The sequence below is a fragment of the Selenomonas bovis DSM 23594 genome (assembly GCF_000381005.1).
Lineage (GTDB): Bacteria > Bacillota > Negativicutes > Selenomonadales > Selenomonadaceae > Selenomonas_C > Selenomonas_C bovis.
In genome coordinates this window covers 57,017-72,632 of sequence record NZ_KB908382.1, presented here as the reverse complement: position 1 = coordinate 72,632, position 15,616 = coordinate 57,017, and the positions used below count along the sequence as shown (strand labels likewise).

Genomic DNA, 15,616 nt, shown 5'->3' with positions numbered 1-15,616 from the left:
GTAGCTGCTGGCAGTGTGGTATGATATGGGCAGATCATTTTGATGGGAGATGGCAGGATGCAGGTTACTGAGACGAAGCTCAAGGGTGTCTATGTCGTGGAGCCGCAGGTGTTCGGCGATGCGCGCGGGTGGTTTATGGAGTCGTGGTCGAAGCGGAAGCTCAGTGCGGCGGGGATCGATGTGGAGTTTGTGCAGGACAACCAGTCGTATTCCGCGGAGAAGGGGACGCTGCGCGGGCTGCACTATCAGCTGAATCCGATGTGCCAGGCGAAGCTCCTGCGTGCGACGCGCGGGACGATTTTCGATGTGGCGGTGGATATCCGCAAGGGATCGCCGCAGTATGGCAAGTGGGTCGGCGTGGAGCTCTCGGCGGAGAACAAGAAGCAGCTTTTCATCCCGCGCGGGTTCGCGCATGGTTTCATTACGTTGACAGATGATGTCGAGGTGCAGTACAAGGCGGACAATTACTACGCGCCGGAGTGCGACGGGAATATCCGCTGGGATGATCCGGATATCGCAGTCGCCTGGCCCATCGAGCCGGTGATCCTGTCGGATAAGGATACGAAGGCGCCGACGCTCAGGGAGCGGGCGGCGGAGTCGCTGAATTTCGTGTATGAGGGGTAGGTGTGTCGCGGCGGACGGCGGGCTGGGCTGCTTCGTTTCCCATCGGGTCCTTGCGGAACAGATGCTGGTAGCGGCGGTATAATTTCGCGGACAGCCCGTACATACCGTACGCAATCACGCCGAGCAGGAATGTGAAGGATGCCCATTTCAGCAGGTGGAGGCTGAAGACGGCAGATCCATCAGCGAGGGTGGCAATCCAGTTCCTATGGTGCCAGAGGCTGTAGAAAAATTCGTTGTCATGGAGCAGGTAGATCATGAAGGTGGCCTTGCCCAGGTAGTTGATGACGCGGCTCTGGGGGAGCGTGAGGCGGCGGAAGAGCTCGAACATGCAGACGGCGATGGCGATGACGACGATGGTGAAGTTATCGTAAGACGGGATGACGGGGACAGGCAGTTTGTCGCCGCCTTGGCGCAAAAAAGAGAGGATTTTGTTTTCTGTCAGATTGTAGCCGGAAAGCAGTACGAGGCCGTTGATCAGGACGATGATGCTGACAAAGGCGGCACTCTTGATGGTTCGGAACGGCTCGAAGCGTTTGATGAAGCCGCCGAGCGCGTAGAGCAGCAGGCCGGTGAGTACGGTTCCAAGCCCTGCGGCCAGGGCTTCCACCCTTCCGCGTGACCAGGAGAATTGGATGAAGGCGAAGAGGGTCAAGAGGAATGCGGCATATTTTTCACGATCCAGTTGATGCAGAAAGTTGTTGAAGAACAGCGCGCCGCAGGTGACGACAAGGAAATAGTAGCCGGCGAACCAGCTCATCCCGTTGAAGATGCCGATGCCCTGCATGTTCATGGGGAAACCGGGGTTCATGAGGTGGATGAGTGGCGGGATGCAGACGAGTAGCAGGGAGGCAAATCCCAGCTGCAGGAGCAGCTTTTGTGCAATCCGGCCCAGTTTGATGTTCGTGCTTTCCCGGTTCGCCATGAAATATCCGGAAATCAGGATAAATATCGCGTTCGAAATGATCCCCAGCGTATTCAGCCAATCGAGCAAGAGTAGTCTCTTATGGAAGATGGGCTGCGTGAAATAGGAGACCATGGGGGTGCCTGCGTTGTTGAGCTGCGGGACGATGCAATGGCAGGTGATATGAAAAAGAACAATCATGAACATGGCCACGACGCGCAGCATCTCGATGTTGGAGCTTCTTGCTTTCTTCGTTTCGTTCATTTTGTGGTACGATCCTTCCTTTTTGTTTGTACACCCTTGAAGTATAACAGTTTATCGGGGGGGGACAAGAGGAAGGCGTTTCTGCTGTATGGCAGAGGATTCATCCCGTGGGAGATTGATCGTATGGCTGGAGCGTTTTCGCACGTAAAAAGCTCCAGCAGGATTTTCGCTGGAGCTGAGTGGTGAGAGGGCATTCCGCGTGTTTGCGGGCGCTGAGTGCTAGGCGAGGGCGGAACGCGCGCAGTCGAGCGCGCTCCGAATGACGTCGTCCATATCGTAGTAGCGATATTCCGCGAGGCGGCCGCCGAAGATGGTGCCGTCTTCTTTTTTTGCCAAGGCGGCGTAACGGGAATAGAGCGCTTGGTTTTCGGCGTCGTTGACGGGATAGTAGGCTTCCTCGCCAGGGTGCCAGTCCGCCGGGTATTCTCGCGTGATGTAGGTGACGGGCTGCGTGCCGAACTCGAAGTGTTTGTGTTCGATGATGCGCGTGTAGGGAATCTCGCGGGCCGTGTAGTTCATCACGGCGACGCCCTGATGGTTTTCTTCCTCGAGACGTTCTGTTTCGAAGCGGAGGCCGCGGTAGGCGAGCGTGCCGAGCGCGTAGCCGAAATATGCGTCGATTGCCCCTGTGTAGACGATCGTGCGCGCGGCGTCGCGGTAGCGCTCCCGTATGGTGGGGAGGTTGTAGTCTTCGCCCGTGCGCACCTCGATGCCGTCGAGCAGGGCATGGATGAGGCGGTTGTAGCCGCCGACGGGGATGCCCTGGTAGCGGTCGTTGAAGTAGTTGTTGTCGAAGGAGTAGCGGACGGGCAGGCGGCGGATGATGAAGGCGGGCAGCTCCGTGCAGCTGCGTCCCCATTGCTTCTCGGTGTAGCCCTTGATGAGCTTCGTGTAGATGTCCGTTCCGATGAGAGAGATGGCCTGTTCCTCGAGGTTCTGCGGCTCCTTGATGCCGGCAGCGCGGCGCTGTTCTTCGATCTTTGCCGCAGCTTCCGCCGGCGTTGTGACGCCCCACATTTTCGCAAAGGTGTTCATGTTGAACGGGAGGTTGTAGAGTTCTCCGCGGTAGTTCGCGACGGGGGAGTTGATGTAGTTGTTGAACGATACGAAACGGTTGACATAGTCCCAGACTTCACGGTCTGAGGTATGAAAGATATGCGCGCCGTATTTGTGGATGCGGATGCCTTCTTTTTCTTCGCAATAGACATTGCCGCCGACATGGGAACGACGCTCCAGCATGAGCACGCGCTTTCCCGCGCTGTGTGCCTCGTGGGCAAAGACAGCACCAAAGAGGCCGCTGCCGATGATGAGAAAATCGTACATGAATATCCCTCCTAGTGATTTCTTTAGTATATCATACTTTTCTTTTAGATGATATTTTTCTAGCCCTGCCGCGCTTTCATATGGTATAATAAGAGAAATGTTGGACGAAGGTTGTTACGTTCCCTGGAGGTCATGATGGAAGAGAAGATTCTGGCAGCGCTTGCGCAGCTCAATGGAAAATTTGATACGATGCAGTCGGATATGGCTGAGATGAAGGCGGATATTGCAGGCTTGAAGACGGATGTCGCCGGTTTGAAGACGGATGTCGCAGGCTTGAAGGCCGATATGGCCGAGGTGAAGGCAGAGCAGAAGTCGATGAAGGCAGATATTGCCGAGTTGAAGACGGATGTCGCCGGTTTGAAAACGGATGTCGCCAGCTTGAAGAAGGAGCAGGAAGGGATGGCGGCGCAGTTGCATGAGAATCATATGTTGCTCACGGCGGTGCGCGAGGCGCAGGATGTGCAGGGCGCGGAGCTCGACCGGCTGAACATGACGACGGCGAGCAGGCAGTCGGTGGAGCGCCTCAAGACGACGCTGGCGACGCAGCTGTCTGCGATGAGCGAGGCGGTGGTGAATGCCTGAGGGCGTCGGCGCGGAGGCAGTAGGTATGGGACGACGGTTGCGTGGTGAGCGGCTGTTCGAGGTAGCGCGGTTCTGTTTTGTGGGCGGGATGTGTTTCCTCATTGATTATGGGCTGCTTTTTGCCTGCACGGAGTATGGCGGGATTCCTTATCTCTGGTCGTCGGGAATCTCGTTTTCTGTGTCGGTGTTGGTGAATTACTGGCTGTGCCTCGCGTATGTGTTCCGCGGGGCAGGGCAGCAGTCGCGGCGTCAGCGGGTGCTGTTCCTCGGATCGAGCGTTGCGGGGCTGGGGATCAACCAGGTCGTGATGTGGGCGCTCGTCGATGGGCTGGGCGTGTATTACATGGTGGCAAAGCTGTTCGCGACGGGGGTCGTGACGTTCTGGAATTATGTGATGAAGCGCAAGGCAATCCGCGGGTAGCGGCGCAGGATCTGTTGCCGCTGCGGCTTGTGCCGCAGGGAAGGTGCTGGCGGCCTGAGGTGCCGGGGTGCTGATGGTGCAGACGGCTGGCGCGGTTTGCGGCAGGGATGGTTCGTCCGGGGGCAGCGCGGGCGCTGTTGATGCCCGGGGGAGCGGCTGATAGGGAAGATGTGGTGGCTGTGCACGTGGGTGCACGGCTTTTTGCTGTGTAAATCCCCAAGAGCGCAAGCCGCAGGCGCAGCGCGATCAGCTGGAAATGCGTTCCGGACGGGCGCACAATGTCCAAAGCGGACGTTTGTGCGCTGCGTTTGCTATGTGGATTTTTCTGGACGGGCAGGCGCGGGCGGTTGTTGCTCTGCCCGCTGCGGTCTGGCGCATGCCTTGCGCTGGGACGCACGGAGGGGGCAGCCTGGGTGGCTGCCCCCTCCTGAGGTTCCTGAGGTTCAATGTTCGCTTTCTTCGCCGTAGTCGGTGGTCTTGGCGTAGGCGAGGTATTCTTCTATGATTTCCTGCGTGGTCTTGGTGTCGCTGAATTTTTTCGTGCGCGCTTTCTGACATTCTTCGCAGGCGAGTTCGAGGGCTTTTTCGTAGAGGTGGATGGTGTCGATGGCGGCCTCTACGCCGCGGGCGCCGTAGATGTCGCCGAGGTTCATGAGGCCGTTGTAGTCGTGCTCGAGGGCGTCGAGCATGACTTCGCGTGTCATTTGTTTTTTCAGCATGATGTATCTCCCCTTTTGGCGTTGATTGCGCGGAGGCATGTCCGCCCAGGCTTGAGGGGGCGGAGCGCGCTGGCTTGCCGCGCACGGGCGGTCTGTGCCGCCTGTGCGGGCGGGCGCGCGACCGGCGGCTTCTCCTCGCAATTCTTATTGGTTTCTATTCGACTTTCTTTTTGTGAGTCCTGCTTGTTTGGTCTATCATAACTAAATAGAATCATTCCGCGCGTCTGATTGACGGGGCAGGGTGGGCGGTATAGAATGTTTGATAGGACTGGGGCGTGGCCGGAGGTGCCGGTGTGTCCCGTGGAGCGCGGCTCTGGCACGTGCTTGGGAGGTGTGGTGTGATGGAGAAGGAGCAGGCGGCAGCGGCGGTGCGCGCGTTCCTCGCGGCGCTCGATGTGGATGTCAGCGCGCGGGGGATGGAGCGGACGCCGGAGCGCGTGGCGGAGATGTATGGCTATCTTTTCGGCGGGCTGGGCCGCGATGCCGCCGCTGTCCTGGGCGCGACGTTCGAGACGGGGGCGACGGGGCTGGTGGCGGTGCAGCGGATCCCGTTCTCGTCGCTTTGCGAGCATCATCTCGTGCCGTTCTACGGCTCCATGGATCTTGTTTACCAGCCGCACGCGGGGCGCGTCGCGGGGTTCAGCCGGTTCGTGGAGGCGGTGGATGTGCTCGCGCGACGGCCGCAGCTGCAGGAGCGCCTGACGCGCGAGGTCGCGGAGACGGTGATGCGGGGGCTCGCGGCGGATGGTGTGCTCGTGGTCTGCCGCGCGCATCAGTTCTGCATGGCGCTCCGGGAGGGCGGCACGCACGATACGCTCACGACGACGAGCGAGGCGCTCGGCGCGCTCGCGGAGCCCGCGCTTGCGGCGCAGGCGTGGGCGCTGCTCGGCGGCGCGGGGAAAGAGGATGCTTGAGGAGGAGACAGTATGAACGATCGGCCCATCTATACATATCATTTCGCTGACGGCAAGGAGCTCACGGTCGGAGGGCGCACGCTCGTGATGGGGATTCTCAATGTGACGCCGGATTCGTTCTCGGACGGCGGCAGGTTCGATACGGTGGAAAAGGCGCGCGCGCATATGCGCGAGATGGTGGCGGACGGCGCGGATCTCATCGATATCGGCGCGGAGTCGACGCGGCCGGGGTCAGCGGCGCTGACGCCGGAGGAGGAGCAGGCGCGGCTGCTGCCGTTCCTCGAGGCGATCGTGCCGGAGTGCCCGGTGCCGATCTCTGTGGATACGTATCACGCGGCGACGGCGCGGGCGGCGGCATCTGCCGGCGTGCATATCCTCAATGATATCTGGGGCCTCCAGTACGAGGAGGAGCCGGGGGAGATGGCGCGCGTGGCCGCGGAGACGGGGCTGCCGGTCATCGTGATGCACAATCAGCACGGCAAGTCGTATGCGGGGGATGTCATCGAGACGATGCAGGGCTTTTTCCGCCGTTCGCTCGCCATCGCGCGGGAGGCGGGGGTGAAAAGGGAGCAGGTCATCCTCGATCCGGGCATCGGGTTCGGCAAGGATACGGCGGCGAATCTGCTCGTGCAGCGGCGCCTCGCAGAGCTGCTCGCGGTGGACGGCGTGCGCTATCCGATGCTCTTCGCGTCCTCGCGCAAGCGGTTCATCGCGGATACGCTGGGGCTCCCGGTCGATGAGCGCATGGAGGCGACGGGCGCGTCGTGCGTGCTCGCGCTCGCGGCAGGGGCCGATATGGTGCGCGTGCACGATGTGAAGCCGATCGCGCGTATGTGCCGCATGGCGGATTTCATCCTGGGCCGGGAGGCGTATCATGCGCAGTGAGCAGACGGGGGACAGGATCTCCCTCGAGGGCATGCGGTTCTACGGCTATCATGGCTGTCTGCCGGAGGAGCGGGCGCGGGGGCAGGCGTTCCTCGTGGATGTCGTGCTCACGCTGCCGCTCGCGGCGGCGGGGGCGTCGGATGATCTCGCGGCGACGGTGAACTACGCGGAGGTGTTCGCTCTGGCGCGCTCCGTCGTGGAGGGCGCGCCGTGCCGTCTCATCGAGGCGGTGGCGGAGCGCATCGCGCGTGGCGTCCTCGCGCGGTTCGCGCGCGTCGAGGCGGTGCGCGTGACGGTGCACAAGCCGGCGGCGCCGCTGCCCGGGGTGTTCCATGACGCGGCGGTGACGGTCGTGCGCGCGCGGGACGCGGAGGCGCGCGCATGACGGGCGGCGATGACTGCGTCCGTCGGGAGGAGCCTGCGGCACTGTGCGGCGGCACGCGCATGCCGGAGGGCGCGGCGTGGACGTGCTATCTCTCCCTCGGTGCGAATCTCGGCGCGCGGGCGCAGGCGCTGCGCGAGGCACTGCGGCGGCTCGCGCAGCTGCCGGGGACGCGGCTTTCGCGCGCGTCCTCGTTCTATGAGACGGCGCCATGGGGGAAGACGGATCAGCCGCCGTTCCTCAACGGCGCCGCGTGCCTCTCGACGCGGCTCGCGCCGGAGGCGCTGCTCGCCGCCTGCCAGGAGATCGAGCGGGCGCTCGGGCGCGTGCGCCATGAGCACTGGGGCGCGCGCACGCTCGACATCGACCTCGTCTATGGCGTGCGCGGGGGGCAGGTGGTGCGCGCGGCGACGCCGCGGCTCACGCTGCCGCATCCGTATCTTTTGGAGCGGGCGTTCGTGCTCGTGCCGCTCGCGGAGATCGCGCCGGCGCTCGTGCTCGCGGGGCGGCCGATCGCTGCCTGGTGCGAGGAGAACGGCGCGCAGCAGGTGCGCCGGAGCGCGGCGCTCGCGCGGCCGTGGCCGCTGCGGCTCATCGCCTGCATCGACCGCGGGCGGGGGCTCGGGCGCGCGGGCAGGCTGCTCTATGAGCTGCCGGAGGATCTCGCGCGGTTCCGCGCGCTGACGCGGACGCCGGGGAGCGTGCTCGTCATGGGCCGCCGCACGGCGGAGAGCCTGCCCGGCGGCAGGCCGCTTGCGGGACGGCTCCATCTCGTGCTCTCGCGGCGCATGGCGGCAGACGGCGCGCGGTTCGTGCGCTGGACGGCGGAGAGCCTGCCGGGCGGCCGCTTGGCATCGGCTGCCCCGCGGGGCGGGATCTGGACGCCGGGAGAGGCGGACAGGGAGGCGCTGACCGCCGGGCCGCGGAGTGCGGGGCGGGGGCCAGAGGAGGAGTCTCCTGGCGCTGACGCGTCAGCAGGCGCACCGCATGGCCCGCGCGAGGATGTCTTTCATCTGCTGCCGGATGTCTCCGCCCTGCGCGCGGCCCTCGGCGCGCTCTGGCAGGCGGCGCCGCGGCGGCCCGTCTGGGTGATCGGCGGCGCGGCTGTTTACCGCGCGCTGCTGCCCTTCGTGGGGGAGGCGTACCTCACGGAGGTGGCGGCGGAGCGGCCCGCGGACGCGTTCCTGCCGGAGCTTGCGGGCTTTTCCCTCGCGGAGCGCCGCCCCGCCGCGACGCCGGGCGTGACGTTCTCGCTGTACCGTAGGAAGGAAGGTTTCGTTGATGGAGATTTTTCATAACGATTGGGCGCCACTGCTGAATCCGGAGCTCGAGAAGCCGTATTACAAGAAGCTGCGCGAGTTCCTCATCCACGAGTACCGGACGACGCGCGTCTACCCCGACATGTTCGCGATCTTCAATGCGCTCCACTATACGAGCTATGCGGCGACGAAGGTCGTCATCCTCGGACAGGATCCTTACCACGGGCCGGGGCAGGCGCACGGGCTCTCGTTCTCGGTCCTGCCGGGCGTCGAGCCGCCGCCGAGCCTCCTCAATATCTTCAAGGAGCTGCAGACGGACCTCGGCTGCCGCATCCCGAACAACGGCTGCCTGAAGCCCTGGGCGGATCAGGGCGTGCTGCTCCTCAACACGGTGCTCACGGTGCGCGAGCATCAGGCGAACTCCCATCACGGGCAGGGCTGGGAGATCTTCACGGACCGCATCATCGAGCTGCTCAACGAGCGTGAGAAACCGATGGCGTTCATCCTCTGGGGGTCGCCCGCGCGGCGCAAGAAGGCGATGATCACGAATCCGCGCCACTACATCGTCGAGTCGCCGCACCCGAGCCCGCTCTCCGCGAGCCGCGGCTTTTTCGGCAGTCGGCCGTTCTCCCGTGTGAACCAGTTCCTCGAGAGCTGCGGCGAGACGCCCATCGACTGGCAGCTGCCGGATGTCTGAGGTGCGGGATGCAGGCGCCGTTTTCTCAGACCTGCCGCTTGATTTAAGCGTATGAAACGCTTCGGATAAGACAGCAGCAAGGAAGAATCGCTTCCTTGCTGCTGTCTTATCGCGTATAATAGAGGAGACTGCTGGACAGGAGGAGACATCATGGAACAGGATCTGGAGGAAAAGCGCGCGCGGCTCGCGGCGGAGCTGGTATCTTGCGGCTCGGTGGCGGTGGCGTTTTCCGGCGGTGTGGACTCGACGCTCTTGCTCGCGGCGGCGCAGGAGGCGCTCGGGGCGCGGGCGGTGGCGTTTACGGCGGCGTCGCCGTTCGTGCCGCAGCGCGAGGTGGAGGAGGCGGCGGCGTTCTGTGCGCAGCGCGGCATCGCGCATGTCGTCGTGCCGTTCGATACGCTCGCGGTGCCGGGCGTTGCGGCGAATCCTGCGGATCGCTGCTATCTCTGCAAGCATGCGCTCTTCACGCGGCTCAAGGAGCTCGCGGCAGAGCGCGGCCTGCGCGCGGTCGTCGACGGCTCGAATCTCGACGATGACGGCGACTACCGGCCGGGGCGGCGCGCGCTCGCGGAGCTCGATATCAAGAGTCCGCTCCACGCGGCGGGCTTTCATAAAGCGGATATCCGCGCGCTCTCTCGCGCGCTCGGTCTCGCGACCTGGGACAAGCCGTCGATGGCGTGCCTTGCGTCGCGCTTCGCCTACGGGGAGCAGCTCACGCGCGAGGGGCTTTCGCGCGTGAACCGCGCGGAGGAGTTCCTGCTGGGGCTGGGGTTCCGCCAGCTGCGCGTGCGCGTGCATGAGGGCGGACGGCTCGCGCGCATCGAGCTGCTGCCGGAGGATATCGCGCGGCTCTTCACGGAGGGGCTCGTGGATCGCGTGCAGGAGGCGCTGGCGGCGCTCGGCTTTGCCTATGTCTCGCTCGATCTGCGCGGCTTCCGCTCGGGCAGCATGAACGAGGGGCTCGCGCACGAGGAGCGGCAGGACGGCTGACGGGCGGGCAGGTTCCGCGGTGCAGGGCGAGGAACCTGCATGCGAAGGAGCGGCATGACGCGCAGAACGTTGGCGTGATGATATGGCATCCGCCAGGATGCGCGTATGAGGAGGAATATTTATGAAAATCATGGCAATCAACGGAAGCCCGCGCCGTGCGGAGAACACGGCGCGACTGCTGCACAAGGCATTGGAAGGGGCCGCTTCGCTCGGAGCAGAGACGGAGTATATCGACCTCTACCCGCTGAAGTACAAGGGATGTCTGAGCTGCTTTTACTGCAAGCGCAAGGACAAGGAGCACGGTGTCTGCATCGTCAAGGACGATCTCACAGCTGTGCTGGAGCGCGCCAAGCAGGCAGATGCCCTGCTGTTCGGATCACCGATCTACTTCATGAACCTGACCTCGGGCATGCAGGCGTTCTTGGAGCGTTTCTTCTTCTCGCAGTACATCTACAGCAAGGAAATCCCTTCGGTACTCGGGAAGACCATCCCCTCTGCATTCCTCTACACGATGAATGCGACGGAGGAACAGGCAGACGCATTCCACCTGAAGGACAGCCTGGCCGCTTACGAAATGGCGGCAGCCAATATCCTCGGAGCAAAGCCCTATCTGTTCTACGATTGCAACACACTGCAGTTCAAGGATTACAGCAAGTACGAATCCTCGATTTTCTCCGAAGAGGAAAAGCGCGCATATCATGAGAAGCACCATGCCGAAGTCGCAGAACAAGCATATGATTTGGGCAAGAACTTGATTCTGGATGCACAGAACTTGTGAGAATGACACGAAAAAAGCGCTCATACGAGCGCTTTTTTCGTGCGATTTTCCGAGAAGAAGTCGTTTACTCCATGATATGGTGGTAGACGTAGGCCGCGATGGCAGCCTGCAGCAGGACGAGCACGGCGAGCAGCGTGAAAGCGGCGTAAAGGCTCGTCTGATGGGCGATGAAGCCGATGGTGGCAGGCCCCATGAGAATGCCGAGATAGCCGAGCGTGCTGACGGCTGGCACAGCGAGGCTGATGGGCATGACATGCTGTTTGCCGAGCAGCGAGAAGAAGACGGGCACGACATTGGCGCAGCCGACACCGATGCAGAAAAAGCCGAGGTAGAGCAGGAGGACTGTCGGCGCAAAGATGATGAGCAGGAAGCCCGCGACGGCGAGCAGGCTGCCGCCGATGACGACGCGCTCCTGTCCGAGCTTCTGCACCGTCCAGTCGCCGAGCAGGCGCATGGTCAGCATGGCCGCCGAAAAGACAGTGAAACCTGTGCCCGCCAGCGCCATGTCAAAGTGACGAACCGTCGTGAGGAAGACACCGCCCCAGTCCATGATAGCGCCCTCGACGAGAAAGGCGATGCAGGCGATGATGCCGACGAAGGTCACGATGCCTTTCGGCAGGGCGAGCAGCTTGCCGCCAGCATCACCGCCGTACGGCAGCAGATGGCGCGAGGCCGCGAGCGTCACGAGCACCATGATGGCAGCCGCAATCCCCGTCGAGACGAGAGGCGTCAGCGAGAACGTGCCGACCCAGATGCCGAAGAGCCCCGCGCCAGCAAAGCCGCCGACACTCCAGAGCGCGTGCATGCCGCTCATGAGGCGTCGCCCCGCCGCCTTCTCGACAATGACGGCCTGGATGTTGACGACGACGTCGATGCAGCCCATCGTCGCGCCGAAGATCAGCAGCAGCGGTACTGCCAGGTGGAATGAGGACACCGTGGAGAGCGCGAGCAGCAGTGCTCCATAGACGAGCCCTGCTGCCGTCAACACCTTGCGGCAGCCGAGCCGCACCGCCGCCGCGCCCGAGAGCGGCATCGTCAACAGAGAGCCAATGCCGATGCACAAGAGCAGCATGCCGAGCACATCCTCCGCGATGCCGAGCCGCGCCTTTAACAGCGGCACCAAAGGCGCCCAGGAAGCAGCACCAAATCCTCCGACAAAAAAGATTGCCCGCGTCGCATGTTGTTCCGCCAGACCAGGCCTTTCATATTCTTGCATCACACAACCATCCTCCCCTTTCGTAAATATGGTAAACACGCCTATTGTAGCATAGGCAGCCACTTTTTGCCATTCCCTTTCGCACAGGGATGAAGCGAGCCATACAAAACGCCGGTACCAGACGTTTCACCGTACCGGACGTTTCTTCTCGCGGCAGGCGCGAGATGATTTTCTGTTTGGCGCATGGTATCATAGTAGCAGAAGAAGGAAGTTTTTGTTGCTTGGAGGACTGACATGGTGAAGATCACAGGGTATTACCAGCTGCCGGGCAGGTTGCCGCAGGCGGTGGATTTTTCGGAGCTTTTCGACCGTTCGTTCATGCGGCGGTTCACGCATTGCCGCTCGTTCGAGCGGTTCCTCGCGGGCGGGCGTTTCCGCGTGCGCTCACAGGCGGAGTTCGAGGCGCTGCCGGAGGAGGAGATGGACGCGTATGTGCGGCGCGCGACGCGGTTCGGCTCGTGGAAGGAGATGCTCGACACGGCGACGGATCTCTACGCGCGGCGGCAGCTGCTGCGGGAGTGAGGGGGCGCGCCGCCGCCTGGGCCGCGCGAAAGATGCCCTGCCGGCGCATCGCGCCGCGCTGACGAGGGGCGCGCTGCCCGCGTCAGCGGTATCGCGGGAGGCTGCCGCGTCCGCGGCGCTGAGCGGCCAAGGCGGATTTTTGGCGGCGTCATCCCCCTTGGGGGCTTCCGTTGGGGCGTTTCCTGCGTTAAGATGAAAAAGAAGTTATTATGTCTTTCGCAGGGAAATGCGGCGTTGCGGTTTCCAAAGGAATCGCTGATTCATTGGGCGATGTATTCTTTCTTTGCCCATGCCGTCGAACGGTTTAGGAATCACTGATTCATGCAAAGATTTTTCCACTTACGGTTGAGTGGGTGAGAACATACCTTCTCCTCAGGGGGCGCTCTAGGCGCGGGCTGCCAGTGGCAGCCCCGGGAGGGGGACCGCGCAGCGGTGGAAGAGGGGTGGCACGGCGGGAGATCCTGCCGGGAACATCCTTTCCGCCGCCGCTGCGCTTGACGCTCATCAGCATTTCCCTGCGTGTCCCGTCCCGCTGCGGTCAGCCGGGCGGCAGAGGAGGAGAGCCATTGCATATTCCAGAGAACTATCTGAGTCCGCAGACGTGCGCGGTGATGGGGGCGGCGATGCTGCCCGTCTGGCTCATCGCGGTGAGCAAGGTGAAAAAGGAGATCCCGCGGGAGCGGCTGCCGCTGCTCGGCATCGGCGCGGCGTTCTCTTTTCTAGCGATGATGTTCAATCTGCCGCTGCCGGGCGGCACGACGGGGCACGCCGTGGGCGGCGTGTTGCTCGCGCTGCTCTTCGGCCCGTGGGGCGCGTGCCTCGCGGTGAGCACGGCGCTCTTCGTGCAGGCGCTCTTTTTCGGGGATGGCGGCATCCTCGCGTTCGGCGCGAACTGCTTCAACATGGCGTTCGCGCTGCCGTTCGCGGGCTGGGCAGTCGCGCGCGCGGTGCGCCGCGTGCTGCCGGAGCATGCGCTCGTGGCGGCGGGCGCGGGCGCCTACGCGGGCATCAACCTCGCGGCGCTGCTCGCGGCCATCGAGTTCGGCGTCCAGCCGCTGCTCTTCCACGACGCGGCGGGGCAGGCGCTCTACTGCCCGTATCCGCTCTCCGTTTCCATCCCCGCGATGATGGTCGGTCATCTGACGCTGTTCGGCTTCGCGGAGGTCGTGTTCACGACGGCGGTGCTCGCCTATCTGAAAAAGGCGGCGCCGGAGCTCGCGTCCGGCGCGCGCGCCCGTGCGCCGCGCGCGGTCTACGGCCTGCTCGCGCTGCTCATCGCGGCGACGCCGCTCGGCCTGCTCGCCGCGGGCACGGCCTGGGGCGAGTGGGACGCGGAGGAGCTTCGGGAGACGGCGGAGCTCGGCGCGCCGCTCGGCTATACGCCGGCGGGCATGGCGCAGGGCTTCGAGCTCCCCGCGCTGCTGCCGGACTATGCGGTCGCTGGCATGCCCGAGGCGCTCGGCTATATCCTTTCCGCCGTGATCGGCACGGCGCTGCTCGTGATTTTCTTCAAGCTCGTAGCGACGCTGCGGCGGCCGCATACGGATTATGGCGCGCCGTCCGCGGGGTGCTGAAAGAGGCGGTTTTCATGGAACTTCCGGCCTGGGCCTGCAAAGATGAGGCATATCGGCCGACGCGAGATCGGGACGCGTTCTTGTCCCGGTCTTTTTTGCGTGTGATGCAGGCGCTCGCGGCGCTGCGGCTCAGCGGTGCGCGCGCGCTCAGTTGGTCGCCGCAGGGGCTTTTGGCGCTGCTTTTCTGCTGGGTGCTCCTCACAGCGCTCGCGGCGGGGCTGCCGTTCCTCGGCTGCCAGCTCGCACTGCTGCTCGCGGCGCTGATGTTTTGCGACGGGCGCTGCCTCCGGCGCGTGCTCGGCGCGGCGCTCGCGGCGGCGGTCTTTTCGCTGCTGCTCGCGGCGCCGGCGGTCTTTTGGGGCGCTGGGCGCGCGCTGCTCCTGCCCGTCAAGTCGTTTCTGACGCTGGGGGCGGTGCTGCTCGTGGGGGAGACGGTGCCCTGGCACGCGCTCACGGGGGCGCTCGCGTCGCTGCGCGTGCCGCAGACGGTGATCTTCCTGCTCGATACGACGCTGCGGGCCATCTTCCTGCTCGGCGAGGAGGCGGGGGCGCTGCTCACGGCGCTCAAGCTGCGCTCCGTGGGGCGCAACCGCAGGAAGCAGCGCGCGGCGGGCGCCGTGCTCGGCACGCTTTTCCTGCGCGCGCAGCGCCTCTCGGAGGCGACGTATGAGGCGATGGTCTGCCGCGGCTTCACGGGGGAGTATCCGCGCGCCCGCGCGGCGGCGGGGGGCGGCGCGGCGGGCGTGCTGCTGCCGCTGCTCGCCGCTGCTTTTGATGTCTTGCTGTTTCTCTGGCTGGAGGGTGCGCTCGCGCGCTGGGGGGTGTTTGGATGATCGAGCTTACGGATGTCTGCTATGCCTATGACGGCGTGCCCGCGCTCCGCCATGTGACCGCCGCGGCGGCGAACGGGGAGACGGTCGCGCTCCTCGGGCCGAACGGCGCGGGCAAGTCGACGCTCCTGCGCCTCATGAACGGGCTGATCTTCCCGGAGGTCGGGCGCTACTGCTTCGAGGGCACGGAGATCACGGCGCGGCGCATGCGGGAGCATCGCTATGCGAAATGGTTCCACCAGCGCGTGGGCTATGTCTGGCAGAATCCCGCCGTGCAGCTCTTCTCGGCGAGCGTCTGGGAGGAGCTCGCGTTCGGGCCGGAGCAGATGGGACTCTCCGCGGCTGAGGTGCGGCAGCGCGTCGAGGATGCGCTCGCGCTCTGTGGCATCGAGCACCTCGCGGCGCGCGCCCCCTATACGCTCTCTGGCGGCGAGCAGAAGCGGACGGCCATCGCCGCCGTCCTCACGATGAATCCCGCGGTCTGGACGCTCGACGAGCCACTCGCGGCGCTCGATGAGGCCGGGGCCGCGTGGCTCACGGACTTCCTGCGCGCGCTCAAGCGGGCGGGCAAGACGGTGCTCTTCTCGACGCATGATACGGCGCTCGCCGACGCGCTCGCCGACGCGCGCTGGCGGTTCACGCCTGCGCGCGAGGTGCGCGTGGAGCGGTGAGGGGATGCGGGCTATCTTGCGACGGCCGCATATCCTTCATATAAAAACGATGCTGCACACGCGT

The 15,616-nt window shown here is 64.1% G+C and carries 18 protein-coding genes; 14 read left to right on the top strand and 4 right to left on the bottom strand.

The window, feature by feature from the left end:
- Positions 1–57: 57 nt before the first annotated feature.
- Positions 58–624 carry a dTDP-4-dehydrorhamnose 3,5-epimerase gene (gene rfbC, locus F599_RS0103920; protein ID WP_019542229.1) on the top strand — a complete coding sequence of 189 codons (567 nt, stop codon included), beginning with the start codon at positions 58–60 and terminating at the stop codon, positions 622–624.
- Here rfbC and F599_RS0103915 read toward each other — a convergent pair.
- Together F599_RS0103915 and glf are read right to left on the bottom strand one after the other, a co-directional pair.
- Positions 578–1,789, bottom strand: a complete 1,212-nt coding sequence (locus F599_RS0103915) for an acyltransferase family protein (protein ID WP_019542228.1) — start codon at positions 1,787–1,789, stop codon at positions 578–580. The genes rfbC and F599_RS0103915 overlap by 47 nt on opposite strands.
- A 219-nt stretch (positions 1,790–2,008) precedes the next feature.
- The gene (gene glf, locus F599_RS0103910) at positions 2,009–3,112 is read right to left on the bottom strand and encodes a UDP-galactopyranose mutase (protein ID WP_019542227.1); all 1,104 of its coding nucleotides are present in this window, start codon (positions 3,110–3,112) and stop codon (positions 2,009–2,011) included.
- Positions 3,113–3,247: 135 nt separating this feature from the next.
- Between glf and F599_RS15835 the strand changes: the two genes are divergently transcribed.
- Both F599_RS15835 and F599_RS0103900 read left to right on the top strand, forming a co-directional pair.
- Entirely contained in the window at positions 3,248–3,694 is a 447-nt protein-coding gene (locus F599_RS15835) for a hypothetical protein (protein ID WP_019542226.1), read from the top strand.
- Positions 3,695–3,719: 25 nt separating this feature from the next.
- Positions 3,720–4,115 carry a GtrA family protein gene (locus F599_RS0103900; RefSeq protein ID WP_026327794.1) on the top strand — a complete coding sequence of 132 codons (396 nt, stop codon included), beginning with the start codon at positions 3,720–3,722 and terminating at the stop codon, positions 4,113–4,115.
- 443 nt (positions 4,116–4,558) lie between these two features.
- Here the strand turns inward: F599_RS0103900 and F599_RS0103895 are convergent, their stop codons facing one another.
- Positions 4,559–4,834, bottom strand: coding sequence for a hypothetical protein (locus F599_RS0103895; protein ID WP_019542224.1), 276 nt, complete (start codon positions 4,832–4,834; stop codon positions 4,559–4,561).
- Between the two features lie 341 nt (positions 4,835–5,175).
- On the opposite strand from F599_RS0103895, the gene folE reads away from it, so the two are divergent.
- The 7 genes from folE to F599_RS0103860 all read left to right on the top strand — a co-directional run bounded on the left by folE (position 5,176) and on the right by F599_RS0103860 (position 10,739).
- Entirely contained in the window at positions 5,176–5,748 is a 573-nt protein-coding gene (gene folE / locus F599_RS0103890) for a GTP cyclohydrolase I (protein ID WP_019542223.1), read from the top strand.
- A 12-nt stretch (positions 5,749–5,760) separates the two neighbouring features.
- Positions 5,761–6,633 carry a dihydropteroate synthase gene (gene folP, locus F599_RS0103885; protein ID WP_019542222.1) on the top strand — a complete coding sequence of 291 codons (873 nt, stop codon included), beginning with the start codon at positions 5,761–5,763 and terminating at the stop codon, positions 6,631–6,633.
- Positions 6,623–7,018: a dihydroneopterin aldolase gene (folB, locus tag F599_RS0103880; protein WP_019542221.1), complete on the top strand. Its 396-nt coding sequence runs from the start codon at positions 6,623–6,625 to the stop codon at positions 7,016–7,018. The genes folP and folB overlap by 11 nt, the downstream gene beginning before the upstream one ends.
- The gene (gene folK / locus F599_RS15830) at positions 7,015–8,313 is read left to right on the top strand and encodes a 2-amino-4-hydroxy-6-hydroxymethyldihydropteridine diphosphokinase (protein ID WP_019542220.1); all 1,299 of its coding nucleotides are present in this window, start codon (positions 7,015–7,017) and stop codon (positions 8,311–8,313) included. The genes folB and folK overlap by 4 nt, the downstream gene beginning before the upstream one ends.
- On the top strand, positions 8,297–8,971 hold the full coding sequence (locus F599_RS0103870; RefSeq protein WP_019542219.1) for a uracil-DNA glycosylase: 675 nt from the start codon (positions 8,297–8,299) through the stop codon (positions 8,969–8,971). The genes folK and F599_RS0103870 overlap by 17 nt, the downstream gene beginning before the upstream one ends.
- Before the next feature lie 150 nt (positions 8,972–9,121).
- Positions 9,122–9,961 carry an ATP-dependent sacrificial sulfur transferase LarE gene (larE, locus tag F599_RS0103865; RefSeq protein ID WP_019542218.1) on the top strand — a complete coding sequence of 280 codons (840 nt, stop codon included), beginning with the start codon at positions 9,122–9,124 and terminating at the stop codon, positions 9,959–9,961.
- A 121-nt stretch (positions 9,962–10,082) separates the two neighbouring features.
- On the top strand, positions 10,083–10,739 hold the full coding sequence (locus F599_RS0103860; RefSeq protein WP_019542217.1) for a flavodoxin family protein: 657 nt from the start codon (positions 10,083–10,085) through the stop codon (positions 10,737–10,739).
- Between the two features lie 64 nt (positions 10,740–10,803).
- Here F599_RS0103860 and F599_RS0103855 read toward each other — a convergent pair whose 3' ends face one another.
- Entirely contained in the window at positions 10,804–11,955 is a 1,152-nt protein-coding gene (locus F599_RS0103855) for an MFS transporter (protein ID WP_026327793.1), read from the bottom strand.
- Positions 11,956–12,189: 234 nt separating this feature from the next.
- Here F599_RS0103855 and F599_RS0103850 point away from each other — a divergent pair, with 234 nt between their 5' ends.
- The 4 genes from F599_RS0103850 (at position 12,190) to F599_RS0103835 (ending at position 15,552) form a co-directional block, all read left to right on the top strand.
- Complete coding sequence (locus F599_RS0103850) at positions 12,190–12,477, top strand: hypothetical protein (RefSeq protein ID WP_019542215.1); 288 nt, start codon at positions 12,190–12,192, stop codon at positions 12,475–12,477.
- A gap of 566 nt (positions 12,478–13,043) precedes the next feature.
- Positions 13,044–14,051, top strand: a complete 1,008-nt coding sequence (cbiM, locus tag F599_RS0103845; RefSeq protein WP_019542214.1) for a cobalt transporter CbiM — start codon at positions 13,044–13,046, stop codon at positions 14,049–14,051.
- 14 nt (positions 14,052–14,065) lie between these two features.
- Positions 14,066–14,884 carry an energy-coupling factor transporter transmembrane component T gene (locus F599_RS0103840; protein WP_019542213.1) on the top strand — a complete coding sequence of 273 codons (819 nt, stop codon included), beginning with the start codon at positions 14,066–14,068 and terminating at the stop codon, positions 14,882–14,884.
- Positions 14,881–15,552 carry an energy-coupling factor ABC transporter ATP-binding protein gene (locus F599_RS0103835; RefSeq protein ID WP_019542212.1) on the top strand — a complete coding sequence of 224 codons (672 nt, stop codon included), beginning with the start codon at positions 14,881–14,883 and terminating at the stop codon, positions 15,550–15,552. Before F599_RS0103840 ends, F599_RS0103835 begins: the two co-directional genes overlap by 4 nt.
- The last annotated feature ends 64 nt before the right edge of the window (positions 15,553–15,616 follow it).

Bases quoted from the DNA above. Each gene is read 5' to 3' on its own strand.
- F599_RS0103850 (WP_019542215.1), top strand. From the start codon at position 12,190: ATGGTGAAGATCACAGGGTATTACCAGCTGCCGGGCAGGTTGCCGCAG.
- F599_RS0103860 (WP_019542217.1), top strand. From the start codon at position 10,083: ATGAAAATCATGGCAATCAACGGAAGCCCGCGCCGTGCGGAGAACACG.
- F599_RS0103835 (WP_019542212.1), top strand. From the start codon at position 14,881: ATGATCGAGCTTACGGATGTCTGCTATGCCTATGACGGCGTGCCCGCG.
- F599_RS0103840 (WP_019542213.1), top strand. From the start codon at position 14,066: ATGGAACTTCCGGCCTGGGCCTGCAAAGATGAGGCATATCGGCCGACG.
- folK (WP_019542220.1), top strand. From the start codon at position 7,015: ATGACGGGCGGCGATGACTGCGTCCGTCGGGAGGAGCCTGCGGCACTG.
- F599_RS0103855 (WP_026327793.1), bottom strand. From the start codon at position 11,955: ATGCAAGAATATGAAAGGCCTGGTCTGGCGGAACAACATGCGACGCGG.
- larE (WP_019542218.1), top strand. From the start codon at position 9,122: ATGGAACAGGATCTGGAGGAAAAGCGCGCGCGGCTCGCGGCGGAGCTG.
- rfbC (WP_019542229.1), top strand. From the start codon at position 58: ATGCAGGTTACTGAGACGAAGCTCAAGGGTGTCTATGTCGTGGAGCCG.
- F599_RS15835 (WP_019542226.1), top strand. From the start codon at position 3,248: ATGGAAGAGAAGATTCTGGCAGCGCTTGCGCAGCTCAATGGAAAATTT.
- glf (WP_019542227.1), bottom strand. From the start codon at position 3,112: ATGTACGATTTTCTCATCATCGGCAGCGGCCTCTTTGGTGCTGTCTTT.
- F599_RS0103870 (WP_019542219.1), top strand. From the start codon at position 8,297: ATGGAGATTTTTCATAACGATTGGGCGCCACTGCTGAATCCGGAGCTC.
- F599_RS0103895 (WP_019542224.1), bottom strand. From the start codon at position 4,834: ATGCTGAAAAAACAAATGACACGCGAAGTCATGCTCGACGCCCTCGAG.
- F599_RS0103915 (WP_019542228.1), bottom strand. From the start codon at position 1,789: ATGAACGAAACGAAGAAAGCAAGAAGCTCCAACATCGAGATGCTGCGC.
- folB (WP_019542221.1), top strand. From the start codon at position 6,623: ATGCGCAGTGAGCAGACGGGGGACAGGATCTCCCTCGAGGGCATGCGG.
- folP (WP_019542222.1), top strand. From the start codon at position 5,761: ATGAACGATCGGCCCATCTATACATATCATTTCGCTGACGGCAAGGAG.
- folE (WP_019542223.1), top strand. From the start codon at position 5,176: ATGGAGAAGGAGCAGGCGGCAGCGGCGGTGCGCGCGTTCCTCGCGGCG.
- F599_RS0103900 (WP_026327794.1), top strand. From the start codon at position 3,720: ATGGGACGACGGTTGCGTGGTGAGCGGCTGTTCGAGGTAGCGCGGTTC.